This is a genomic window from Candidatus Methylomirabilota bacterium, from assembly GCA_036001065.1.
Lineage (GTDB): Bacteria > Methylomirabilota > Methylomirabilia > Rokubacteriales > CSP1-6 > MNEF01.
In genome coordinates this window covers 44,713-68,460 of the sequence record DASYUQ010000077.1, presented here as the reverse complement: position 1 = coordinate 68,460, position 23,748 = coordinate 44,713, and the positions used below count along the sequence as shown (strand labels likewise).

The 23,748-nt window shown below is 69.3% G+C and carries 24 protein-coding genes; all 24 read left to right on the top strand.

Annotated elements, in window-relative coordinates:
* Positions 1 to 83 precede the first annotated feature (83 nt).
* Positions 84 to 845: a 30S ribosomal protein S2 gene (rpsB, locus tag VGV13_06745; protein HEV8640777.1), complete on the top strand. Its 762-nt coding sequence runs from the start codon at positions 84 to 86 to the stop codon at positions 843 to 845.
* Positions 846 to 847: 2 nt separating this feature from the next.
* Positions 848 to 1,453 carry a translation elongation factor Ts gene (tsf, locus tag VGV13_06740; protein HEV8640776.1) on the top strand — a complete coding sequence of 202 codons (606 nt, stop codon included), beginning with the start codon at positions 848 to 850 and terminating at the stop codon, positions 1,451 to 1,453.
* Between the two features lie 2 nt (positions 1,454 to 1,455).
* The gene (gene pyrH / locus VGV13_06735; protein ID HEV8640775.1) at positions 1,456 to 2,190 is read left to right on the top strand and encodes a UMP kinase; all 735 of its coding nucleotides are present in this window, start codon (positions 1,456 to 1,458) and stop codon (positions 2,188 to 2,190) included.
* Between the two features lie 21 nt (positions 2,191 to 2,211).
* Positions 2,212 to 2,766: a ribosome recycling factor gene (frr, locus tag VGV13_06730; GenBank protein ID HEV8640774.1), complete on the top strand. Its 555-nt coding sequence runs from the start codon at positions 2,212 to 2,214 to the stop codon at positions 2,764 to 2,766.
* A 128-nt stretch (positions 2,767 to 2,894) separates the two neighbouring features.
* A complete protein-coding gene (locus VGV13_06725; GenBank protein HEV8640773.1) occupies positions 2,895 to 3,563 on the top strand; it encodes an isoprenyl transferase in 669 nt (222 codons plus the stop codon).
* Complete coding sequence (locus VGV13_06720) at positions 3,553 to 4,410, top strand: phosphatidate cytidylyltransferase (protein ID HEV8640772.1); 858 nt, start codon at positions 3,553 to 3,555, stop codon at positions 4,408 to 4,410. Before VGV13_06725 ends, VGV13_06720 begins: the two co-directional genes overlap by 11 nt.
* Positions 4,407 to 5,576, top strand: coding sequence for a 1-deoxy-D-xylulose-5-phosphate reductoisomerase (dxr, locus tag VGV13_06715; GenBank protein ID HEV8640771.1), 1,170 nt, complete (start codon positions 4,407 to 4,409; stop codon positions 5,574 to 5,576). The genes VGV13_06720 and dxr overlap by 4 nt, the downstream gene beginning before the upstream one ends.
* Positions 5,577 to 5,581: 5 nt before the next feature.
* Positions 5,582 to 6,946 (top strand): RIP metalloprotease RseP, encoded by a 1,365-nt coding sequence (gene rseP, locus VGV13_06710; protein HEV8640770.1) that lies wholly within the window; start codon positions 5,582 to 5,584, stop codon positions 6,944 to 6,946.
* Positions 6,947 to 6,955: 9 nt separating this feature from the next.
* Complete coding sequence (gene ispG / locus VGV13_06705; protein HEV8640769.1) at positions 6,956 to 8,056, top strand: flavodoxin-dependent (E)-4-hydroxy-3-methylbut-2-enyl-diphosphate synthase; 1,101 nt, start codon at positions 6,956 to 6,958, stop codon at positions 8,054 to 8,056.
* A complete protein-coding gene (locus tag VGV13_06700; GenBank protein ID HEV8640768.1) occupies positions 8,056 to 8,388 on the top strand; it encodes a hypothetical protein in 333 nt (110 codons plus the stop codon). Before ispG ends, VGV13_06700 begins: the two co-directional genes overlap by 1 nt.
* A gap of 4 nt (positions 8,389 to 8,392) precedes the next feature.
* On the top strand, positions 8,393 to 10,090 hold the full coding sequence (locus VGV13_06695; GenBank protein ID HEV8640767.1) for a proline--tRNA ligase: 1,698 nt from the start codon (positions 8,393 to 8,395) through the stop codon (positions 10,088 to 10,090).
* Positions 10,091 to 10,171: 81 nt separating this feature from the next.
* Positions 10,172 to 10,645 carry a ribosome maturation factor RimP gene (locus tag VGV13_06690; protein ID HEV8640766.1) on the top strand — a complete coding sequence of 158 codons (474 nt, stop codon included), beginning with the start codon at positions 10,172 to 10,174 and terminating at the stop codon, positions 10,643 to 10,645.
* The gene (gene nusA, locus VGV13_06685; GenBank protein ID HEV8640765.1) at positions 10,642 to 11,970 is read left to right on the top strand and encodes a transcription termination factor NusA; all 1,329 of its coding nucleotides are present in this window, start codon (positions 10,642 to 10,644) and stop codon (positions 11,968 to 11,970) included. The genes VGV13_06690 and nusA overlap by 4 nt, the downstream gene beginning before the upstream one ends.
* Positions 11,906 to 12,301, top strand: coding sequence for a YlxR family protein (locus VGV13_06680; GenBank protein ID HEV8640764.1), 396 nt, complete (start codon positions 11,906 to 11,908; stop codon positions 12,299 to 12,301). The genes nusA and VGV13_06680 overlap by 65 nt, the downstream gene beginning before the upstream one ends.
* Positions 12,302 to 12,308: 7 nt before the next feature.
* Complete coding sequence (infB, locus tag VGV13_06675; GenBank protein HEV8640763.1) at positions 12,309 to 14,846, top strand: translation initiation factor IF-2; 2,538 nt, start codon at positions 12,309 to 12,311, stop codon at positions 14,844 to 14,846.
* Between the two features lie 12 nt (positions 14,847 to 14,858).
* Complete coding sequence (locus tag VGV13_06670) at positions 14,859 to 15,149, top strand: DUF503 domain-containing protein (protein ID HEV8640762.1); 291 nt, start codon at positions 14,859 to 14,861, stop codon at positions 15,147 to 15,149.
* A complete protein-coding gene (gene rbfA, locus VGV13_06665; protein HEV8640761.1) occupies positions 15,149 to 15,496 on the top strand; it encodes a 30S ribosome-binding factor RbfA in 348 nt (115 codons plus the stop codon). Before VGV13_06670 ends, rbfA begins: the two co-directional genes overlap by 1 nt.
* Before the next feature lie 12 nt (positions 15,497 to 15,508).
* Positions 15,509 to 16,468 carry a bifunctional oligoribonuclease/PAP phosphatase NrnA gene (locus tag VGV13_06660; protein ID HEV8640760.1) on the top strand — a complete coding sequence of 320 codons (960 nt, stop codon included), beginning with the start codon at positions 15,509 to 15,511 and terminating at the stop codon, positions 16,466 to 16,468.
* A complete protein-coding gene (truB, locus tag VGV13_06655; GenBank protein HEV8640759.1) occupies positions 16,465 to 17,397 on the top strand; it encodes a tRNA pseudouridine(55) synthase TruB in 933 nt (310 codons plus the stop codon). Before VGV13_06660 ends, truB begins: the two co-directional genes overlap by 4 nt.
* Positions 17,360 to 18,277: a bifunctional riboflavin kinase/FAD synthetase gene (locus VGV13_06650; protein ID HEV8640758.1), complete on the top strand. Its 918-nt coding sequence runs from the start codon at positions 17,360 to 17,362 to the stop codon at positions 18,275 to 18,277. The genes truB and VGV13_06650 overlap by 38 nt, the downstream gene beginning before the upstream one ends.
* Before the next feature lie 131 nt (positions 18,278 to 18,408).
* A complete protein-coding gene (gene rpsO, locus VGV13_06645; GenBank protein ID HEV8640757.1) occupies positions 18,409 to 18,678 on the top strand; it encodes a 30S ribosomal protein S15 in 270 nt (89 codons plus the stop codon).
* 126 nt (positions 18,679 to 18,804) lie between these two features.
* On the top strand, positions 18,805 to 20,946 hold the full coding sequence (gene pnp, locus VGV13_06640; protein ID HEV8640756.1) for a polyribonucleotide nucleotidyltransferase: 2,142 nt from the start codon (positions 18,805 to 18,807) through the stop codon (positions 20,944 to 20,946).
* Entirely contained in the window at positions 20,939 to 22,207 is a 1,269-nt protein-coding gene (locus VGV13_06635; protein HEV8640755.1) for a pitrilysin family protein, read from the top strand. The genes pnp and VGV13_06635 overlap by 8 nt, the downstream gene beginning before the upstream one ends.
* Positions 22,208 to 22,354: 147 nt before the next feature.
* Positions 22,355 to 23,722, top strand: a complete 1,368-nt coding sequence (gene purB, locus VGV13_06630; GenBank protein ID HEV8640754.1) for an adenylosuccinate lyase — start codon at positions 22,355 to 22,357, stop codon at positions 23,720 to 23,722.
* Positions 23,723 to 23,748: the final 26 nt, after the last annotated feature.

The window sequence follows — 23,748 nt, the reverse complement described above, 5'->3', positions numbered from 1 at the left end:
ACGCTGTGCGCCGCATCGGTGCGGAGCCGAAGAATGAAGTCGGCTCCGAAAGCACAGCGGAGGGAACAACCGAAGGAGGATTCATGGCGGCCTTGACGATGAAGGAACTGCTGGAGGCCGGGGTGCACTTCGGCCACCAGACCAAGCGCTGGAACCCGAAGATGCAGAAGTACATCTTCGGCGAGCGCAACGGCATCTACATCATCGATCTGCAGAAGACGCTCAAGAAGTTCCGCGAAGCCTACGCCTTCGTGCGCGACCTGGCGGCCAACGGCGGCGCCGTGCTCTTCGTCGGCACCAAGAAGCAGGCGCAGGACACCGTGTTCGAGGAGGCGAGCCGCTGCGGGATGTTCTACGTCAACCAGCGCTGGCTGGGGGGGACGCTCACCAACTTCCAGACCATCCGCAAGTCGATCGCCCGCCTCAAGAAGCTCGAGGAGATGAAGGAGACCGGCGAGTACGAGCGGCTACCGAAGAAGGAGGCGCTGGAGCTGGACCGCGAGCGCCAGAAGCTCGAGAAGGCGCTCATCGGGATCAAGGCGATGGAGCAGCTCCCCTCGGCGGTCTTCATCATCGACCCCCGGAAGGAGAAGATCGCCGTGGCCGAGGCGCAGCGGCTGGGGATCCCGATCATCGCCATCGTGGACACCAACTGCGATCCCACCGGCATCGACTACCCGATCCCCGGCAACGACGACGCGATCCGGGCGGTGCGCCTGATCACCTCCCGCATCGCCGACGCGATGCTGGAGGGGCGCGGCACGCTGACCAAGGAGGAGGGTGAGGAGCCCGCGGCCGAGGCCGCCGGCGATGTCGACATGACGCCGGCCGAGGCGGAGGCCTAGGCATGGCGGCGAACGCCCAGCTGGTGAGGGAGCTGCGCGACCGCACGGGCGCCGGGGTCATGGACTGCAAGGCCGCGCTGCAGGAGAGCAAGGGCGACCTGCAGGCGGCCACGGAGTATCTCAGAAAGAAGGGGCTGGCCGACGCCGCCAAGCGCGCGCACCGGGAGACACGGGAGGGGCAGGTCAGCGCCTACGTTCATCCGGGCGCCAAGCTCGGCGTGCTGGTCGAGGTGGACTGCGAGACGGACTTCGTCGCGCGCACCGACGCCTTCCAGGAGCTGGTGAAGGACCTCGCCATGCAGATCGCGGCCGCCAACCCCGCCTGGGTGGCGCGGGAGGACGTGCCGGCGGCGGTCATCGACAAGGAGCGGGAGATCTATCGGAGCCAGATGGCGGAGCAGAAGAAGCCCGCCCACGTGCTCGACAAGATCATCGAGGGCAAGCTCGAGAAGTTCTACGGAGAGCAGTGCCTGCTGGAGCAGGCGTTCATCAAGGACCCATCGGGCAAGACCAGGGTGAGGGACCTCATCGCCGGCGTCAACGCCAAGACCGGCGAGCACATCGTCGTCAAGCGCTTCGCGCGCTTCCAGGTCGGCGAGGGCGGTTAGCCGTGGCGGCGGAAGCCGGCAGCGTCCGTCCGACCTACCGCCGTATCGTCCTGAAGCTCTCGGGGGAGGCCCTCGCCGGGAGCCAGGGCTACGGCATCGAGCCGGCCGTGCTAGAGCGGATCGCCGTGGAGACCCGGGAGGTGGTCACGCTCGGTGTCCAGGTCGCCATCGTCATCGGCGGCGGCAACATCTTTCGGGGCGTCGCCGCCAGCGCCGGTGGGATGGAGCGCGCCACCGCCGATTACATGGGCATGCTGGCGACGATCATCAACGCGCTCGCGCTGCAGGACGCGCTCGAAAAGGCGGGGCTTCAGACGCGGGTGCTGTCGGCCATCGAGATGCGGGCGGTGGCCGAGCCGTACATCCGCCGTCGCGCGATCCGCCACCTGGAAAAGGGCCGCGTGGTGATCTTCGCCGCCGGAACGGGGAACCCCTTCTTCACCACGGACACGGCGGGCGCTCTGCGGGCCATCGAGATCGGGGCCGACGCGATCATGAAGGCGACGAAGGTGGACGGCATCTACTCGGCCGACCCCAAGCGGGACACCAGCGCCGAGCGGCTGGCGCGAACCACGTACCGCGACGTGCTCACCCGCCGCCTCCAAGTGATGGACACCACGGCGATCTCGCTGTGCATGGAAAACGGGCTGCCGATCATTGTCTTCGATCTCACGAAGGCCGGGAACATCAAGCGCATCGTGTTGGGCGAGCCGGTGGGATCGATCGTCTCGGCGTAGCCGCGGCGGGAAGGAGGGGCCATGCAGGCGCTCTTGAAGGACATCGAGGTCCGCATGAACGCGGCGCTCGACACGCTCGGGCGCGAGTTCGCGTCGGTTCGGACGGGCCGGGCGTCGACCGGCCTGCTCGACACGATCCGCGTCGACTACTACGGCACCCCCACGCCGGTGACCCAGATGGCGTCGGTGTCGGTGCCCGACGCCCGTACGCTGGCGATCCAGCCGTGGGAGGCGTCGCAGCTGGGAGCCATCGAGAAGGCGATCATGAAGTCGGACCTCGGTCTGACTCCCGTCAACGACGGCAAGACCATCCGGCTGGTGATGCCGCCGCTCACCGAGGAGCGGCGCAAGCAGCTGGCCAAGACCGTCCACAAGCTCGCCGAGGACGGCCGCGTCGCGATCCGCAACATCCGTCGCGAGGCCAACGACAAGCTCAAGGCGATGTCCCGGGACAAGAAGGTCTCCGAGGACGAGGAGCGCCGAGGGCACGACCAGATCCAGAAGACCACCGACAAGTTCATTGCCAAGGTGGACGAGCTCCTCAAGAAAAAGGAGCAGGAGATCCTCTCTTTCTAATACGATGAGAGCCGATGGCCCTGAGATCGCCTAGCGAGACGCCGCGCGCCGAGCTGCCGACGCCCACCGAGACCGAGCTGCTGGCCCTGGTGCGCACGCAGCCGCTGCCCCAGCACGTGGCCATTATCATGGACGGCAACGGGCGCTGGGCGACGCGGCGCGGGTTGCCCCGCGTGGCCGGCCATCGGGAAGGGGTCAAGGCTGCGCGGGCGATCGTGCGGGCCGCCGGCGACCTCGGGCTTCGCTACCTGACCCTCTACGCCTTCTCGACGGAGAACTGGAGCCGGCCCGAGGACGAAGTCTCGATGCTGATGAAGCTGCTGGAGGAGTCGATCTACCGGGAGCTGCCCGAGCTCATGGAGCGCAACGTGCGGCTCCTGATCATCGGTCGCGCCAACGGCGTGCCGGTGCCGATCCGCCGCGGCATCGACCGGGTCGTGGAAGCGACGCGCGACAACACCGGGCTGCACCTCTTGATGGCCTTCAACTACGGCGGCCGCGACGAGCTGATCGACGCCTTCCGGACGTTGGCACGCCGGGTGGCCGCGGGCGAGCTCAAGCCCGACGACATCTCCGAGGCCGACGTGAGCAGGGCGCTGTACACGGCCGAGACGCCCGATCCCGACCTGCTGATCCGCACCAGCGGCGAGATGCGCGTGTCGAACTTCCTTCTGTGGCAGATCGCCTACACCGAGCTGTGGATCACTTCGACCCTCTGGCCGGATTTTCGCCCGGTCGATCTCTACCGGGCCGTCGCCGATTTCCAGGGGCGTACGCGACGGTTCGGTGGAGTCTGAGGTGGACTCGGCGACGATGACGCTGGGCGGCGGCGCCACGGGCCTGCTCAAGCGCGTGGCCACCGCCGTCATCGCCATCCCGGTGTTCGTCTGGATGGTGATGCGTGCCCCCGAATGGGTCTTCGTCCTCTTCGTCATCGGGGTGGGCGCCGCGGCTTCCTGGGAGCTGGCGCGGATGTTCGAGCAGGCGGGCGTGCCGACCTACACGCGGCTGGGCGTGGGCGCGGGAATCGCAGTGACCGCGAGCTTCGCGGTGCCGGCGGACGCGGTGGGTCCGGCCCTACCTATGCTGGTCCTGTCGCTGGCGGTTGCCGCGTTGCTCAGCGCGCCGGTGTGGAGCCCGGCCCGGCCGGCCACCGAGCCGGTGGCCCTGGCGCTGCTCGGGCTGGTCTACGTGAGCTGGTTCCTGGGCCATGCCTTGCTGCTCCACCGGCTGCCGGATGGGGCGGACCTCATCCTGTTCCTGGTGGGCGTGACGTGGATCGGCGAGTCGGCGGCGTATCTGGTGGGCTCGGCGCTCGGGCGCCACAAGCTGGCGCCGATGATCAGCCCCAACAAGACGGTCGAGGGTGCCGTCGCTCAGTTGCTCGCATCCGGGCTGGCCGCGCTGGTGCTGGGCGCGTGGCTCCTGAACTGGCAGGCGCCGCGCCTCCTGGTGGCCGGCGCGCTCCTGGGGCTGGTCGGGCAGATCGGCGACCTCGCGGAGTCGGTGATGAAGCGGAGCGTCGGCGTCAAGGACACGGGCGGCCTCATCCCCGGCCACGGGGGCGTGCTCGACCGGGTGGACGGCCTGCTCTTCAACGCGCCTGCCCTCTACTACTACGCGGCGCTGGGAGGCGGCGCGTGAAGCGGATCACGCTGCTGGGCGCCACGGGGTCCATCGGCCTCCGCACGCTCGAGCTGGTCTCGAGCTTGTCCGAGGAGTTCTCGGTGGCGGGGCTGGCGGCGCGCGGATCGAACGTGGAGCTGATCGCCGACCTCTGCCGCAAGTACGCGCCGCGCGCCGTCGCGGTGCTCAACGATGGGGCCGTCGATAGGCTCGCCCGCCTCCTGCCCCCGCCCCGGCCCGAGCTGCTCTCCGGGCCGCAGGGGCTCGTCGCGCTGGCGCGTGACATCGAGGCCGACATCGTGGTCTCGGCGCTCGTCGGCGGCGCCGGGCTGTTGCCGACCATGGCCGCCATCGAGGCCGGCCGCACCGTCGCCCTGGCCAACAAGGAGACGCTGGTGATGGCGGGCAGCCTGATGACGGCCGCCGCCCGGCGGCGCGGCGTGCCGTTGCTGCCCGTCGACTCGGAGCACAGCGCCGTCTTCCAGTGCCTGGTCGGTCACAACAAGGGTGACGTCCACCGCATTCTCCTGACGGCGTCCGGGGGCCCGTTCCGGGAGCTGCCCAAGGAGCAGTTCGCGCACGTCACGGTGGAGGACGCGCTCCGGCACCCCACGTGGAAGATGGGCGCGAAGATCACGATCGACTCGGCGACGCTGATGAACAAGGGCCTGGAAATCATCGAGGCGCGCTGGCTGTTCGACCTCGAGCCCGACCAGGTCCAGGTGCTCGTGCATCCGCAGTCGATCGTCCACTCGATGGTCGAGTACATCGACGGCTCCGTGATCGCCCAGCTCGGCGTCGCCGACATGGGCGTGCCGATTCTCTACGCGCTCACCTATCCGGAGCGGCGTCCGACCCCGGCGGCGCGGCTGGATCTGACCTGCATCGGCCAGTTGACCTTCTTCGAGCCCGACACGGAACGGTTCCCCTGTCTCCGCCTGGCGCGCGCCGCTCTCGAGTGCGGCGGCTCGGCGCCGGTGGTGCTCAATGCGGCGAACGAGGTGGCGGTGGCCGCGTTTCTCGACCGCAGAATCGGCTTCACCCGCATTCCGGAATTGATCGAGCGCGCGCTGGTGGAGGTTTCCCCCGGCGAGCTCCGGTCGATCGAGGAGTGCGTGGCGATCGACGCCGAGGCGCGGCGCCGAGTGCAGCGGTCCGTCGACACCCTCGCCGGAGGAAAGTGACTCACGTGACCACCGTCGTTTCGTTCGTCGTCGTCATCGGCGTTCTCATCCTGATCCACGAGCTGGGCCATTTTCTGGTGGCGCGCTGGGCCGGCGTCGGGGTCGAGCGCTTCTCGATCGGCTTCGGCCCCGTGCTGGCCCGCTGGCGGGGGAGGGAGACCGAGTACTGCCTGAGCGTCATCCCCATGGGCGGCTACGTCAAGATGATGGGCGAGGAGAACCCGCTCGAGAGCGGGGCGGCCCTGCCCTATGATCCGGGCAAGGCCTTCGCCCTCAAGCCGCTGTGGATCCGCTTCCTCATCGTCTTCGCCGGCCCGGGGATGAACTTCGTCCTGGCCGCCGCGATCTTCGTCGTCGTGCTGGCGACGATCGGCCGGCCGGTATGGCCGGCGGTGATCGGCCGCGTGGCGCCGGCCGGTCCGGCCGCCGCGGCCGGAGTGAGGACGGGGGACGTGGTGGCCGCGATCGACAGGCGCGCCGTCGCGCATTGGGAGGACCTGGAGCACGCCGTCGCCGCCTCGGGCGGCCGGCCCCTGGCGCTGCGCCTTCGGCGGGGGGGCGCCGAGCCGACGGTGGTTGTCACGCCGCGGCTCACGACGGTCCGCGATCCGATCTTCAAGGACGCCAAAGACGTGTGGGACCTCGGGGTGGGCCCCCGGCTGACGCCCCAGATCGGGGCCGTGAACCCGGACTCGCCGGCCGAACGGGCCGGCCTCAAGGCGGGCGACCACGTGGTGGCGGTGGCCGGTCAACCGGTCTTCACGCCCGAAGAGTTGATGCAGGCCATCCAGAAGCGGGCCGGCCAGTCCTTCGAGGTGACGGTCGAGCGCGGCGGCACGTCCCACACGCTCCCGGTCACGGCCAACGTCGTCAGGGAGAAGGGCCCGACGGGGCAGGAGATCGAGGTCGGCCGGATCGGCGTCTCCATCGTCACCCGTACCGTCACCTACGCGCCGTACTCGCCGCCCGCCGCCGTGTGGCAGGGGGCGATGAAGACCTGGGACATGACGGTGCTGACGACCAAGGGCTTCTGGAAGATCGTCACCGGCCAGATCCCGCTCTCGAACCTGGGGGGGCCGGTGCAGATCGCCTCCGAGACCGGCCGGCAGGCCCAGGAGGGCGCCGCGCCGCTGGCGGTGTTCACGGCGGTCATCAGCGTGAACCTGGCCGTGCTCAACCTGCTGCCGGTGCCGATGCTCGACGGGGGTCACCTGTTCTTCTTCCTCATCGAGGCCGTCCTGGGCCGGCCGCTGTCGGTGAGGAAGCGCGAGCTGGCCCAGCAGCTGGGTTTCGCGCTGCTGATGCTGATCATGGTGCTGGCGCTCTACAATGACCTTGTGCGCATCGACGCATTCCGATTCTTCAAATAGGACCTGGACATGATCAAACGGCGCCAGACCCGGCAGATCCAGATCGGCACGGTCAAGATCGGCGGCGATTCGCCGATCACCGTGCAGTCCATGACCAAGACCGACACGCGCGACGTCGAGGCCACGCTGCTGGAGATCTGGTCGCTGGAGGCGGCCGGGTGCGAGATCGTCCGCTGTGCGGTCCCCGTCCGGGAGGCGGCCGAGAAGCTCGGCGAGATCAAGCGGCAGATTCGCATCCCGCTGGTCGCCGACATCCACTTCAACTACAAGCTGGCCCTCATCGCGCTGGAGCAGGGGGTCGACGGGCTGCGGCTCAATCCGGGCAACATCGGGGGCAAGCACTTCGTCCAGGAGGTCGTCAACCTGGCCAAGGACAAGTGGATACCCATCCGTATCGGCGTCAACGCGGGCTCGCTGGAAAAGGACCTGCTCGCCAAGTACAATGGCCCCACCGCCCAGGGCATGGTCGAGTCCGCGCTCCGGCACATCCGGATCCTCGAGGAACTGAACTACCCGGAGATGAAGGTCTCGCTCAAGGCGTCCGACCCCCGGATGATGATCGAGGCCTACCGGATGCTCGCCGATCAGGTCGACTATCCATTCCACCTCGGCGTCACCGAGGCCGGCACGCCGGGGGTGGGGACGATCAAGTCGGCGGTCGGCCTCGGCGCGCTGCTCTCCGAGGGGATCGGTGACACGGTCCGCGTCTCGCTCAGCGCCGACCCCACCGAGGAAGTCCGGGTGGGGATCGATATCCTCAAAGCGCTCGGCCTGCGCACGGGCGGGCTCACCTTCGTATCCTGCCCCTCGTGTGGCCGCGCCGACGTGGACCTCGTCAAGCTGGCCAAGGAGGTCGAGGACGAGTTCCGCGGCCTCAACGAGGAGATCCACATCGCGGTGATGGGCTGCGAGGTGAACGGTCCCGGGGAGGCGCGCGCCGCCGACATCGGCGTCGCCGGCGGGCGGGGCATCGGCCTCATCTTCAAGAACGGTGAGGTGATCCGGAAGGTCTCCGAAAAAGACATCGTGAAGGCGATGCGCGAGGAGGTCGACAAGTTCATCGCCGAGCGCAAGGCGGCCCGGGCGGCGGCGCCGGCCGCGTCAGATTGATGGGCCAGTACCGCACCCACGTCTTCGTGTGCACGAGCGGCGACACCTGCCCGACCCAGGGCGACGTCGAGCAGTTCGTGAAGTACCTGCGCGGCGAGTGCGCCAGGGCCGGTCTCAAGACGGAGGTCCGCGTCAACAAGGCCGGCTGCTTCTCGCAGTGCGGCCACGGGCCAATGATGGTCGTCTATCCTGACGACGTGTGGTACGCGGGCGTCCAGGAGTCCGATCTCCAGGAGATCTTCGAGTCCCACATTCTCGGCGGCAAGCCCGTCGAGCGCCTCCTCTACAAACCCGGTGTGAAGGGAGCGAACAAGAAGCCGGGCGCTCGCTGAGCCCATGCGCCTCAGCAAAGCGCTCGTCGCCACGCTGCGGGAGGACCCTGCCGAGGCCGAGGCCCTCAGCCACAAGCTGATGCTGCGGGCCGGGCTGGTCAGACAGCTGGCGGCCGGAATCTACGTCTATCTCCCCCTCGGGCAGCGCGTGATCGACAAGATCAACGCGATCATCCGAGAGGAGATGAACGCCATCGGTGGGCAGGAGATCACCATGCCGGTGCTCCAGCCCGCCGAGATCTGGCAGAAGACCGGCCGGTGGGACGGTATTCCCGAAATGTTCAAGCTGAAGGACCGCAAGGGCGCCGACATGTGCCTGGGCATGACGCACGAGGAGGTGGTGGCCTGGCTGGCGGCCCGGGAGATCCGCTCCTACCGCGACCTGCCCCAGATCTGGTACCAGATCCAGACCAAGGAGCGCGACGAGGCGCGCCCGCGCTCGGGCGTGCTTCGCACCCGCGAGTTCCTCATGAAGGACTCGTACACGCTCGATCCCGACCTGGAAGCTCTGGAGCGCTCCTACGCCGCTCACGAGCGGGCCTATCGCCGGATCTTCGACCGCTGCGGCCTGGCCTACCACGTCGTCCGGTCCGATACGGGGATGATGGGCGGGCTCGGCTCCCACGAGTTCATGGCGCCCAGCGCCGCCGGCGAGGACGAGATCGCGCTCTGTGGCGGCTGCGGCTACGCGGCCAACGTTGAGCTCGCCCGGGGCGTTCCGGCCCCACCCGACTTTCCAGCCTGGACGCGCGAGGAGGTGGCCACGCCGAATGCGCGCACGATCGCCGAAGTCTCCGCGTTGCTCAAGATCGATCCCCGGCTGACGATCAAGTCGCTGCTCTACATCGCGGCGAAGATGGGCCCGGTCCTGGCGCTGGTGCGGGGCGACCACGCGCTGCACGAGCGGAAGCTGGCGCGCGCGCTCGGCGAGGAGTTCCGGCCCGCCCGTCCCGACGAGGTCCAGGCGCTGCTGGGAGCCCCGGCGGGATCGATCGGACCGCTGGGCGCGCGCGTGCCCGTGCTCGCCGACGAGGCGCTCGAGACCGGGACCTACGTCGTCGGCGCCAACCGCGAGGGCGTCCACATCCGCGGCGTCAGCCCGGGCCGCGACTTTCGCTGCCGCTTCGTCGACCTGCACACAGTGGCCGCGGGCGAGGCGTGCCCCGAGTGCGGCAAGCCCCTCGCCGTCGAGCGCGTGATCGAGGTCGGCAACATCTTCAAGCTCGGCACGAAGTACTCGGCGCCGCTCGGCGCCGCCTACCTGGACGAGCAGGGCCGCCAGCAGCCGATCGTGATGGGCAGCTACGGCATCGGGCCGGCTCGGATCGCGGCGGCGGCGATCGAACAGCTCGCCGACGCCGACGGGATCGTCTGGCCCCCATCCATCGCGCCCTTCCAGGTTCACATCGTCGCCGTGAACGTCCGCGATGCGGCCCAGGCGACCGCGGCCGAGGAGGTCTACGCGGAATGCTGTCGCCACGGGATCGAGGCCCTGCTGGACGACCGCGACGAGCGGCCGGGCGTCAAGTTCAAGGACGCCGACCTGCTGGGCATGCCGCTCAGGGTGACGGTCGGCAACGCCTTCGTCAAAGACGGCATCGTGGAGATCCGGGAGCGCCGCACCCGGCGGGAGAGCCGGGTGGCCAAGGCCGAGGTAGCGGCGGCCATCAAGTCCAGCGGGGCGCTGAAAATGCCCGGATGAGCTTGCCTCCGCCGGATGCACGTGCTAAAGTCTCAAAAAACTGGGCCTTGCCCAGTTTTTTACTTTAGCGGGTTGGTCACGATGCAGGACGAGGAGCGGAGCGCCCAGATCGAGGAGGTCATTCAGCCGGTGCTCCACGACCACGGGCTCGAGTTGGTGGACCTCGAATGGCGTCCGCGCCGCCCCCGGGCGGTGCTGCGCGTGTTCATCGACAAGCCAGGCGGCGTCGCCATCGGGGACTGCGAGCGGCTGAGCCGCGAGGTCGGCGATCTGCTGGACGTCGCGGGACTGATCGCCGAGTCCTACGATCTGGAGGTGTCGTCGCCCGGGCTGGACCGGCAGCTGCGCACCGAGCGCGAGTACCGCTGGGCGACCGGCAAGCGCGTGCGTTGCTGGCTGGCCGGTGGGGCCGAGGTGCGCGGCCGGCTCGCCGAGGTGGTGCCGGAGTGCCTGGTGCTGGAGCGCGAGGGCGAGCGGGTGGAGTTGCCGCGGGCGGTTGTCACCAAGGCGCGCCTGGACGCGGAGGTGCCCTGGCCGAGGCGGGGAGAGGGATGAACCGGGAGCTGTTGCTGGTGATCGAGCAGATCGGACGCGAGAAGGGGATCGATCCCGAGGTCCTCTTTGAAGCGCTGGAGTCTGCCCTTCTCTCGGCATCCCGCCGGACGCTGGGCGCGGCCGAAAACGTCCGGATGGAGATCGACCGCAAGACCGGCGCGCTCAAGGTCTACTGCCGCAAGAAGGTGGTCGAGGAGGTCACCGATCCCAAGCTCGAGATCGGTGCCACCGAGGCGAAGGCGCTGAACCCGGAGGCGGAGATCGGCGACGAGCTGGAGCAGGAGCTGCCGCCCCAGGAGTTCGGCCGCATCGCCGCCCAGACGGCCAAGCAGGTCATCCTGCAGCGCGTGAGGGACGCCGAGCGTGATCGGATCTACAAGGAGTTCGAGGGCAAGGAGGGACAGATCCTCCGGGCCGTGGTCCACCGCATCGAGAAGCGGAACGTCATCCTCGAGATCGGCAAGGCGGAGGCGATCCTGCCCGAGCGGGAGCAGATCCCCGGGGAGCGCTACAATCCGGGGGACCGCGTGCGCGCATACGTGCTCGAGGTGCGGCGGTCCACGAAGGGCCCGCAGATCACGCTCTCGCGGACGCATCCGGGGTATCTGGTGCGCCTCTTCGAAACCGAGATCCCCGAGATCCAGGAGGGCATCGTCGTGGTGAAGGCCGCGGCCCGCGAGGCGGGCGAGCGCGCCAAGGTCGCCGTGGCCTCGACCAAGCGCGACGTCGACCCGATCGGCGCCTGCGTCGGGCTGCGCGGCACCCGCATCCAGGTGATCAGCCGGGAGCTCAGGGGCGAGAAGATCGACATCATCGAATGGTCGCACGACCCGACGACCTTCGTGGCCCGGGCCCTGTCCCCTGCCAAGGTCTCGTCGGTGACGATGGCGGAGAATACCGACCCCGAGGGTCAGCCCTCCGCGCTGGTCGTCGTCCCTGACAACCAGCTCTCGCTGGCCATCGGCAAGAAGGGCCAGAACGCCCGGCTGGCGGCGAAGCTCACGGGCATGCGCATCGATATCAAGAGCGAGTCGGAGCTGGAGACGGAGCGGTCCGAGCCCGACGAGGCCGGGGGCGACCGGGCAGCCCTCGCGGCGCTGAGCGGGGTGAGCCCGGAGCTGGTCGAGGCGCTGGTGGCCGCGGGGCTCGGTTCTCCGCGGGATATCGTGAGAGCGGGGCGGGAGCGGCTCGCCGGCATCGCCGAGGTCGGCGAGCGGGCCGATACGGTTTATACAGCCGCCGAGCAGTGGGTCGCCACCCATGCTCGCCGCGGCGGCGGGGACGATCCGGGCGTGTCCGGATCCGAGGATGCGGTCTCCGCGTGAAGGTCCTCGGCGCACGTGCGTGGGATGCCGGCAGGTGCGACCCAAGCTGGAGCTGGTGCGGTTGGTTCGCCGTCCGGACGGCGTCGTCGTCCACGACCCCACGGGAGTCGGCCGTGGCGCCTACCTGTGCGCGGACCCGGGCTGTCTCGAGCGCGCGATGAAGTCAGGGAGATTCGCGCAGGCGTTCAGGAAACCGTGCGAGGCTGGGGCCAGTCTGGAGATGGTCGTGCGAGCCGCAGGACGGCCGGGGGCCGCGGTGCGAGCCGCAGGGCAGCCAGGGGCCCCTGCGCCCGAGGCGAGCGGGAAACGTATCGTAGATCGTAGGAGGTGAGGGGGCTGTGGCAGCGGCAAAGATAAAGGTCATCGAGTTGGCGAAGGAGCTCGGCGTGACCAGCAAGGATTTGATGCTGGCAGCCGAAGAGATGGGCAAGAAGGGCGTCCGCGCCATGACCCCTCTCGACACGACGCTTGCTAACGCGCTGAGGCTCAAGCTCGGCAAAGGGCGGGAGCTTCCGGAAGAGACGAAGCCGCAGCGCCCCTCGCGGCCCCGGACGCTCAAGCCCGCGGCCGAGGAGGGAGAGGCGGCGAAGCCCGCCGCGCGCCCGCGGAAGGCGAAGGTTCAGCCGTCCGAAGAGGCGCCGGCGCCCGTCGAGCTCCGCCCGGCGGCGACGATCGTCAAGCCGAAGCCGGTCGAGAAGCCGGCGGAGGCGCCGGCCGAAGCGCTGGAGCCGCTCAGGCCCGTGGCGGAGGCGATCCCCGAACCCAAGCCCGCTATCGCGCCGCCACCGGAGCCGGTGCTGCCCGCGCCGCCCAAGCCGCTCGTGGGGAGCCCCGCCTCGACACCGGCCGCCCCCGCGAAAAAGCCCGAGCCCAGGATCGTCCCGTTCCGACCGATCGAGCGGCCAGCGCCGCCGCCTCCGTCGCGTCCGGCGCAGCGTCATCCCGCGCCTCCCTTCGCGCAGCCTCGTATCACGCCGGCGCCGCCGCGACCGGCACCTCCGCGCGAGCTTCGCCGCGTCGAGCCGGCAGCCCCGGCCGCTGCCGCCGGGACGGCGTCGGTCGAGGTCGCGCCGCCCAAGCCGGCTTCTGTCGCGACCATCGAAGCGCCGCCCGAGCCCCTGGCCGACGTCAAGCGCGAGCTGGTCCGGGTGCCGGAGTCGGTCACGGTCGCGGAGCTGGCCGAAAAGATGCGCCGCAAGTCCGGCGAGGTGATCAAGGCGCTCCTCGAGCTGGGCGTGATGGCGACGGTGAACGAGCTGCTGGACCCCACCGCGGCCAAGCTGGTCGCCGACAAGTTCGGCTTCGACGTCGAGGTCCGATCGGTGGAAGGCGACATCCTCGAAGAGGACGAGGTCGATCCTTCGCAGCTCGTGCTCCGGCCCCCGGTAGTAACCGTCATGGGCCACGTCGACCACGGCAAGACCTCGCTCCTGGACGCGGTCAGGAAGTCGAAGGTCGCCGAGAAGGAGTTCGGCGGGATCACCCAGCACATCGGCGCCTATCAAGTCATGACGTCGCACGGCAAAGTGACGTTCCTCGATACCCCCGGGCACGAAGCTTTCACGGCCATGCGCGCGCGCGGCGCCCAGGCCACGGACATCGTGATCCTGGTGGTGGCGGCCGACGACGGCGTGATGCCCCAGACGATCGAGGCGATCAATCACGCGCGGGCGGCGAACGTGCCCATCATCGTCGCCCTCAACAAGATCGACAAGCCGGAGGCGGACCCGGACCGGGTCAAGCGCGAGCTCAGCAACCACGACCTGGTGCCCGAGGAGTGGGGCGGGCAGACCATCTTCGTCAACACGTCGGCGAAGAAGGGCACCGGCATCGACCATCTCCTGGAGATGACGGCGCTCCAGGCCGAGATCCTCGAGCTCAAGGCCAACCCCAACCGCGCGGCCAAAGGCGTCATCATCGAGGGTCGGCTGGACCGCGGGCGCGGCCCGGTGGCCACCGCGCTGGTGCAGAATGGCACGCTCAAGGAAGGCGACGCCGTCGTCCTGGGCTCGCACTCCGGCCGCATCCGCGCGCTGATCGACCCGAGCGGGCGGAAGGTCAAATCGGCGGGGCCGTCGGATCCCGTTGAGATCCTCGGACTCTCGGGCGTGCCGTCGGCCGGCGACGTGCTCGTCGCCGTGTCGGACGAGCGCAAGGCGCGCCAGATCGCGCAGATGCGGCTCGAGCGGGAGAAGGCCAAGGTCAAGACCGCGGAGCGCATCACGCTCGAGGGGCTGCACCGGCAGATCGAGAGCGGCGAGATCAAGGAACTGCGGCTCGTGCTCAAGGCCGACGTCCAGGGCTCGGTGGAGGCGCTGACGGAATCGCTGGAGCGGCTCTCGACGGAGGAGGTCAAGCTGAAGGTCATCCACGCCTCGGTGGGCGCCATCAACGAGAGCGACGTGATGCTCGCCTCGGCCTCGAACGCCATCGTCATCGGCTTCAACGTCAAGGCGGAGCCGAAGGCGGCCAGCCAGGCCCAGGCCAACGGCGTGGACGTACGCTACTACAACGTCATCTACGAGGTGATCAACGACGTCAGGGCCGCGCTGGCCGGCCTGCTGGCGCCCGAGATCCGGGAGACGACGCTGGGCCGGGCCCAGGTGCGCCAGATCTTCGTCATCTCCAAGCTGGGGCCCATCGCCGGGAGCCACGTCCAGGAAGGCAAGATCGTGCGGAACGCCAAGGTCCGGGTGCGGCGGGGCGACACGGTCGTGGGTGAAGGCACGGTCACCTCGCTCAAGCGCTTCAAGGAGGACGTCCGCGAGGTGGCGGCGGGCCTCGAGTGCGGCATCGGCGTGGATGCGGTGAAGGGGATCCAGCCCGGGGACATCCTGGAGGTCTACGCCACCGAGGAAATCGCGCGCACGTTGTGATGGCGGAGGGCCGTGTCCCGAGCGCGCGTCGCTGTCGGCACGATTGAGCTGCACCTTTCAGGCGTCGATTCGCTGAAGGGCAAGCGACACGTTCTCAAAGGGCTGAAGGAGCGTGTCCGCGCCCGGTTCGAGGTGGCGGTCGCCGAGGTCGACCATCACGACATCTGGCAGCGGGCCACGCTCGCCGTCGCGTGCGTCTCGCACGACTCCCGCCACGCCAACGAGGTCGTATCCAAGGCCATGGACTTCATCGAAGCCAGTATCGACGGCTCCGTCATCGACACGAGCGTGGAGATACTCTGATGCAGGGCAAGCGGCTCGATCGCGTGAACCAGCTGATCCGCGAGGAGATTTCACTGCTGCTCCAGCGCGAGCTCAAGGATCCCCGCCTGGGCTTCGTGACCATCACCGAGGTGGAGACGACCAAGGACCTCCGGTCGGCGAAGGTTTTCGTCTCGGTTCTCGGCGATGACCCGCAGTGGGCCTCGTCGCTGGCGGCGCTCGTCCACGCCCGGGGGTTCATCCGCAACTGGCTGCGGGAGCATCTCGAGCTGCGCGTCACGCCCGAGCTCGACTTCCGGGCGGACCGGTCGCTGGAGCACGCGGCGCGCATCCAGCAGCTGCTCAAGCAGCTCTCCGGCGAGCGCTGAAAGGGGGTGCCGGTGACCGTCACCAATGAAGTCCTGGCCGCCTTCAAGCGTCCGCAGCGCGCGCTCATGCTGGGCCACGTCCACCCCGACGCCGACGTTCTCGGCACGTTGCTCGCGCTCGGCCTGGCGCTGGGCAATCGCGGCTGGACGGTGAGGTGGGGCGGGCCTCACCCCGCGCCGCCGATGCTGGCCTTCCTGCCCGGCATCGACCGGTACGCGCGCCTGGAGCGCGTGGAGGGGCCGCTCGACGTGGCCGTGCTGACCGACTGCCCCAACCCCGAGCGCACCGAGGGTCTTCTCGACCAGGCGCGGCGGACGGGAGCGGCGATCGTCAACATCGACCACCACCACGACAACCGCGGCTACGGCGACGTGAACTGGATCGAGCCGGGGGCGGCGGCGACGGGCGAGATGATCTACGAGCTGCTGCTGGCGCTGGGCGCCCCGATCACACCGGCCATCGCCACGAACCTCTTCACTGCGATCCACATGGACACGGGGTCGTTCCGCTACTCCAACGTGACGCCCACGACCTTCCGCATCGCGGGCGCGCTGGTGGCGGCGGGCGCCGACCCCGCGTTCGTCTCGGGCCAGCTCTATGAGCGACGGTCCGTGGAGGCGCTCCGGTGGCTGGGCCAGGCCCTCGCCCGCATCGAGGTGAGCCCCGACGGGCGCGTGGGGTGGCTGGCGCTGCCGGCGGGCGCGGTCCCGGAGATGATCATCGAGTCCGAAGATCTCGTGACCTATCCGCGCTCCGTCGAGTCGGTGCGGGTGGCCTGCCTGCTGCGCGAGCGGGACGGAGCGGTGAAGGTGAGCCTGCGCGGCAAGGGCGACGTCGACGTGAGCCGCATCGCGGCGCGGTTCGGCGGAGGAGGACACCCCAACGCCGCGGGGTGCACCGTGCAGGGACCGCTCGAGCGGGTCACGCGCGACGTGCTGACGGCCATTCGCGCCGCGCTCGAGGCGCGATGACCGAGAGCGCCCCCCGCTCCGGCGTGCTGGTGGTGGACAAGGCCGCCGGCATAACATCCTTCGACGTGGTCGCGCTGGTGCGCCGCCGGCTGCGGCCCCGGCGGGTGGGTCATGCCGGCACCCTGGATCCCGGCGCCGTCGGCGTCCTGCCCGTCCTCATCGGCGAGGCCACCAAGCTCATGCCCTACCTGCAAGATATGGACAAGGAGTACCTCGCCACACTGCGCTTCGGGGTCCGGACCGACACCCTCGATCTCGACGGGCGTGTGATCGCGACCTCACCGGTGCCGCCGCTGGACCGCGACGTCCTGATCCGGATCACGCGCGCCTTCGTCGGCCGGATCAAGCAGGTGCCGCCGATGTACTCGGCGCTCCACCACGAGGGGCGGCGCCTCTACGAGCTGGCGCGGCGGGGCCTCGAGGTGGTGCGGGCCCCGCGCGAGGTGATGGTCCATGCCATCACGGTCGAGGAAGTGGTCCCCCCGACGGCGATGCTGAGGATCGTCTGCGGCAAGGGCACCTACGTCCGGACCCTCGCCGCGGACCTGGGGGAGGCGGTCGGCTGTGGCGCCGCCATCGAGCGCCTGGTGCGCAGTCGGGTCGGCCCCTTCGGGCTGGGCGAGGCCGTCGCATCCTCGGAGATCAGCGGGGCCGTAGCGGACGCCCTGTGGCGGCGGGTCCTGCCGCCGGAGGCGACCCTGGCTGGCTGGCCGGTGATCCGCCTCGACGCGCCAGCCGCGTTGCGCTTTCTTCAGGGGCAGGCGGCGGAGGTGATGCCGCCCCTCGGTCGGAGCGGACGATTCGTGGCCGTGCACGCGGCCGAGGGCGGGTTCTTTGGGGTCGGGGAGCTGATGGCCGACGGCGGCCGCGTCAGGCCCGCGCGGATTCTGCATGCGGATCGTCCGGGGCCTCGAGTCCTACCCGCCTGAGGCGCCCGCGACGACGGTCGCGCTCGGCGTCTTCGACGGCGTCCATCTCGGCCATCGCGCGATCCTGGCGACTGCGGTGGCGCGGGCGCGGGCCTCGGGGCTGCAGGCGCTGGCCTGCACCTTCGATCCCCACCCCGCCGAGGTGCTTCAGCCCGGGCAGGCCCCCGCGCTGATCTCCACGCTGGACGAGCGACTGGCGTTGATCGCTCAAACGGACGTCGACGCGACCGTCGTGCTGGCCTTCACCTCCGACCTGGCCGCGGTCGAGCCTGAGGCTTTCGTGAAAGACGTGCTGCTCGAACGGCTGCGCGCCCGCGAGATCGTCGTCGGGTTCGACCACACCTTCGGCCGCGGAGCGCGGGGCAGCGCGCGGCTCCTCCAGGCGCTCAGCCCGCGGATGGGCTTCCGCTGCCACGTCGTGCCGCCGCTGATGATCGACGGCGTCGCCGTCTCCTCCTCCGAGATCCGCGCCGCGCTGAAGGCGGGCGAGGTCGAGCGGGCCAACCGGTACCTGGGCAGGCCCTACGCGGTCGGAGGCGAGGTCGTGCAGGGCGCCGGGCGTGGTCGGACCCTGGGCTTCCCGACGGCGAACCTCCGACCCAACCGGCCCTTGCTCGTGCCGCCCGGCGTCTACGCCTGCCGTGCCCAGGTCGACGGAGAGAGCCATCCGGCCGTCGTCAACATCGGTGTGCGGCCGACGTTCGAGGAAGGACGTCTGGTCATCGAGGCCCATCTCCTCGATTTTTCGGGCTCTTTGTACGGTCATGCGATCCGCCTGGCGTTCGTCTGCCGGCTCAGGGATGAGCGAAAGTTCCCCGGGCCGGAAGCGCTCAGGGAGCAGATCGGCCTCGACATCGCGGCGGCCCGCCGGCGTCTTTGACCGCCGGCTTTACTCGGCGGCGTTTCGGTGATAGGATTCCCCCTGTAATTACAGGGGGAAAGAGGTTTTTGGGAACCCGTTCTGGCGGAGGTGTCCTCCCCGGAGCGTGGCGATTGGAGGAGGGCCTCCCGATGCCGCTGTCCATCGACAAGAAGCGAAGCCTGATCGAGCAGTTCCGTGTTCACGAGGGCGATACGGGCTCGCCGGAGGTTCAGATCGCGCTCCTGTCGGAGCGGATCAACGGACTGACCGAGCACTTCAAGCAGCACACGAAAGACCACCACTCGCGACGCGGCCTGCTCATGCTGATCGGCAAGCGCCGCGGGCTCCTCGAGTATCTGCGCAACAAAGACTCCGAGCGATATCGCGCCATCATCGAGAAGCTCGGAATCCGCCGGTGACGGCGGTCTCGCTTTTCACGACAGGTCCTCGGACGGAACGGTTCCGGGGGCCCCTGCGCGGGCGACACGTCCCGCGCCACACGGCGTTCGCCGGACTCCGGCCGACACGCGAGGACGAGCATTTGTATGACTGAGAGCGTTCACGTCGACATCAACAGCCTCCCGTTCTCGATCGAGACGGGCAAGGTGGCCAAGCTGGCCGAAGGCGCCGTGGTCGTACGCCACGGCGGCACGATGGTGCTGGCCACCTGCGTGGCCACCAAGACCCCCAACGAGGCCCAGGATTTCTTTCCTCTGACGGTCGAGTACCGCGAGCGGGCGTACGCCGGCGGGCGGATCCCGGGCGGGTACTTCAAGCGTGAAGGCCGACCCGTCGAGAAGGAGATCTTGACCTCGCGGCTGATCGACCGGCCGATCCGACCACTATTCCCCAAAGGGTTCAGGAACGAGGTCCAGGTCATCTGCCTGGCGATCTCCGCCGACCAGGAGCACGATCCCGACGTGTTGGCCATGAACGGGGCGTCCGCCGCGCTCTGCCTGTCGGGGATCCCGTTCGACGGCCCGGTGGGCGCGGTGCGGGTCGGGCAGGTGGACGGCAAGCTGGTCGTCAACCCGACCCTGGCCCAGCAGGATGCCTCCACGCTCGACCTGGTCATCGCCGGCACCGAGGACGCCGTCCTCATGGTGGAGGCCGGCGCCCAGCAGGTCAGCGAGGAAACGATGCTGGAGGCGATCGCGTTTGGCCACGCCGAATGCAAGCGCCTGGTCCGGGCCCAGAAGGAGCTCGGCCAGAAGGCGGGCCGGCGGCGCTGGCCGTTCGATCCTGAGTCGGTCCGGGATCGCGAGCTGGAGGCGCGGGTCCGGGCGCTGGCCGGCGACCGGCTGACCGCCGCCCTCGCCGTGCACGAAAAGCACGAGCGCGCGGACGCCGTCAGCGCGGTGTTGGAGGGGATCGTCCAGGCGCTCGGCGTCGACGATACGAAGAAGGCCGCCGTGCGCGAGGCCTTCGAGGCGCTGGAGGCGGCCGAGGTCCGGCGCATGATCGTCGAGCGCGGCATCCGCGTCGACGGCCGGAAGGTAAGCGAGATCCGCCCGATCACGATCGACATGTCTTACCTGCCGCGGGCCCACGGCTCCAGTCTCTTCACCCGGGGCGAGACCCAGGCCCTGGTGTCGGTGACGCTCGGCACCAAGTCCGACGAGCAGAAGATCGAGGCGCTGGACGGCGACGAGTGGCGGCGGTTCATGCTCCACTACAACTTCCCGTCGTTCTCCGTGGGGGAGGTGCGTCGCTTCGGCTCGCCGGGACGGCGCGAGATCGGTCACGGCGCGCTGGCCGAGCGGGCGGTGGGGGCCCTGCTGCCGCCCAAGGAGGAGTTCCCTTACACGATCCGCATCGTCTCCGACATCCTCGAATCCAACGGGTCCTCGTCGATGGCTACGGTGTGCGGGGCCTCGCTGGCGCTGATGGACGCGGGGGTGCCGCTCAAGACGCACGTGGCCGGCATCGCCATGGGGCTGGTCAAGGAGGGCGACCGGGTCGGGATCCTGACGGATATCATGGGCGCCGAGGACCACTACGGCGACATGGATTTCAAGGTCGCCGGCACCGAGAAGGGGATCACGGCGCTCCAGATGGACATCAAGGTCTCCGGCGTCTCGCTGGAGATCATGCGCGCGGCGCTGGCCAACGCCCGCGAGGCGCGCCTGTTCGTGCTGGCCAAGATGCGGGAGGCGATCGAGAAGCCGCGCCCCGAGCTCAGCCCCTACGCGCCGCGGTTCGTCACGATCAAGATCCGGCCCGAGAAGATCCGCGAGATCATCGGCCCCGGAGGCAAGGTGGTCCGGGCCATCCAGGAACAAACGGGGACGAAGGTCGACATCGAGGACGACGGCCGGGTGACGGTGTTCTCGCCGGACAGCGCCTCCGTCCAGAAGGCGATCGCCATGATCCAGGACATCTGTCGGGAGGTGGAGCTGGACCGGATCTACGTGGGCAAGGTCAAGAAGATCGTTGAGTTCGGCGCGTTCGTCGAAGTGATTCCGAATACCGAGGGGTTGCTGCACATCTCGCAGATCGCCGAGTCGCGCATCCGCTCCGTCCAGGACGTGCTGAGCGAAGGCGACGAAGTCGCCGTCAAGGTGATCGAGATCGACGGCAACGGCAAGATGCGGCTCTCGCGCAAGATCGCCCTGCGCGAGCAGCCGGCGCTGGCCGAGAAGGAACGGCTCCGGAACCCCAACGCGGCGAACCCTCCCCGTGACTGAAGAATACCGGAAGGGCCTGCTGCCGAACGGCATCCGCGTCGTCACCGAGCGGATGTCCCACGTCCGGTCGGTGGCCGTCGGCGTCTGGGTGGAGACCGGCTCCCGCCACGAGCCCGAGGGCCGGGCCGGCATGTCCCACCTCATCGAGCACCTGGTCTTCAAGGGCACGGCGACGCGCAGCGCCGAGATGATCGCCCGCACCATGGATTCCGTGGGCGGGCAGATGGACGCCTTCACCACGAAGGAGCACACCTGCTTCTACGTGCAGGTCCTCGACGAGCATCTACCCCTGGCCGTGGACCTGCTCACCGACATCCTCCTGCACCCGCTCTTCGACGCCGAGGAGCTGGAGCGGGAGAAGTCCGTGGTGCTGCAGGAGATCAAGATGGTCGAGGACACGCCCGACGACCTCATCCACGATCTTTTCGCCGCGCACGTCTGGGAAGGGCACCCGCTGGGGCGGCCGATCCTGGGCACCCGGGAGGCCGTCATCGGCTACGGGCGGGACGCCATCCACACGCACTTCGTGGAGCACTACGCGCCCCCCAAGATCATCATCGCCGTGGCCGGCAATGTCACGTACGACCGAGTGCTGGAACTGTTCGGCGCCGGCTTCGACGGTTTCCGCCGCCAGCCGATCGAGCGCCCGAACACGGTGCCGGTGATGAAGCCGGGTGTGAACATCGTCCAGAAGGAGCTGGAGCAGGTCCACGTGGTGATGGGCTTCCCCGGGCTCAGCCACTCCGCACCCGAGCGGTACGCGCTCTTCCTCCTCAACGACATCATCGGCGGCAGCATGTCCTCCCGCCTCTTCCAGGAGGTCCGCGAACGTCAGGGGCTGGTCTACTCCATCCACTCCGGCGCCCAGGCCTTCCGCGACACGGGCACCCTCTACATCTACGCGGCGACCGACGCGCCCAACTTCTCGAAGGTGCTCAAGTCGATCCTCAAGGAGATCCGGGATCTCAAGAAGCACGGCGTGCGGGAGGACGAGCTGCGGCGCGCCAAGGATCACCTCAAGGGCAGCCTCATGCTGTCGCTGGAGTCCACCTCGAGCCGGATGAACCGGCTGGCCAAGCACGAGCTGCACTTCGGCTCGTTCCTCACGATGGCCGCCATGCTCGCAGCCATCGACGCCGTCCGCCACGAGGAGGTCCAGGTGCTCGTCAGCCAGCTCCTGGACGAGGACCGGCTGGCGCTGACGACCTACGGCCCGCTGGACCGGCGCAATCTCCCCCGCGAACTGAGCCGGGCCGGATAACGTCGCCAGACTTCGTTCTCAGTCGTCGCCCATCCTCACGTACAAACACGTACGCTCCGGTGGGCTCCTCCTTCGGGCCTCGTCTGGCTCGTTGTCCGGCCCGGCTTGCCGCTTTCCCTTGCCCGGGTTTTCCTTTAAGGTGAGGGCGTGATCGAGCGGTACACGCGTCCGGCCATGGGGCGAATCTGGAGCGAGGAGTCCAAGTACGCCACCTGGCTGCGCGTGGAGCTGGCCGTGTGCGAGGCCTATGCCCGCCGCGGCCGCATCCCGGTCGAGGCCTTGGCCCGCGTCCGGGCCAAGGCTCGCGTCGACGTCGACCGGATCCTCGAGATCCAGCGGCGGGTCAAGCACGAGATGATCGCGCTCCTCACCAGCCTCGAGGAGCAGCTGGGCGCGGACTCCCGCTTCGTCCACATCGGGCTCACCACCAACGACGTGTGGGACACGGCGCTGGCCCTCCAGCTTCGCGAGGCCGCCGACCTCCTCATCGCCGGCCAGGAGCGGTTGCGCGCGGCACTCGGCGAGCTGGCCCGCCGCCACAAGGACACCCTAATCGTCGGCCGGACTCACGGCGTTCACGCCGAGCCGACGACGTTCGGCCTGAAGGTGGCGGTGTGGTACACGGAGGCCGGGCGGAACCTCGAGCGCCTCCGCCGGGCGCGGGCGGCCGTCGCCGTGGGCAAGCTGTCGGGAGCCGTCGGCAACTTCGCCCACGTCGAGCCCGAGATCGAGGAGGAGGTCTGCCGGGAGCTGGGCCTGGAGCCGGCGGCCGTCTCCACCCAGATCGTCCAGCGCGACCGCCACGCGGAGTTCTCTACGGGGCTCGCCGTCGCCGCCGCCTCCCTCGAGAAGATCGCCCTGGAGATCCGGGGCCTCCAGCGGACGGAGATCCTGGAGGCCCAGGAGCCCTTCGCCGAGGGCCAGAAGGGCTCCAGCGCCATGCCCCACAAGCGCAACCCCGAGCTGACCGAGCGCATCTGCGGGCTGGCGCGGCTCGTCAGGACCAACGCGCTGGCCGCGCTCGAGAATGTCGCGCTGTGGCACGAGCGCGACATCAGCCACTCCTCCGTCGAGCGCGTCATCCTGCCGGACTCGACCATCCTCGTCGACTACCTGCTCGATCTGACGACGTTCGTCGTCGAGGGCCTCGAGGTCGACCCGGCTCGCATGGCGGAGAACCTCGAGCGGAGCTACGGCCTCGTCTACTCCCAGCGGGTGCTGCTCAAGCTCACCGAGACGGGGCTGGCGCGCCAGGCGGCCTACGAGATCGTGCAGCGCAACGCCATGCAGGCCTGGCGGGAGCGGCGGTCATTCCTGGAGCTTCTCGCCGCCGACCCGGCGATCACCGAGCGAGTCGGGCCGGACGAGCTGAAGGCGTGCTTCGATCCGGCGTGGTACCTCCGTCATGTCGACGCGATCTTCAGGCGGGCCGGACTTTTGTCGGAGGGGGGCGCCGCCCCCTCCGGGATCCCTAGTCAGAGGGGGCCTCGCGGCCCCCTCCGAACCACCCCATAGGATCGCGGCGGCAAAGCCGCCGCTCG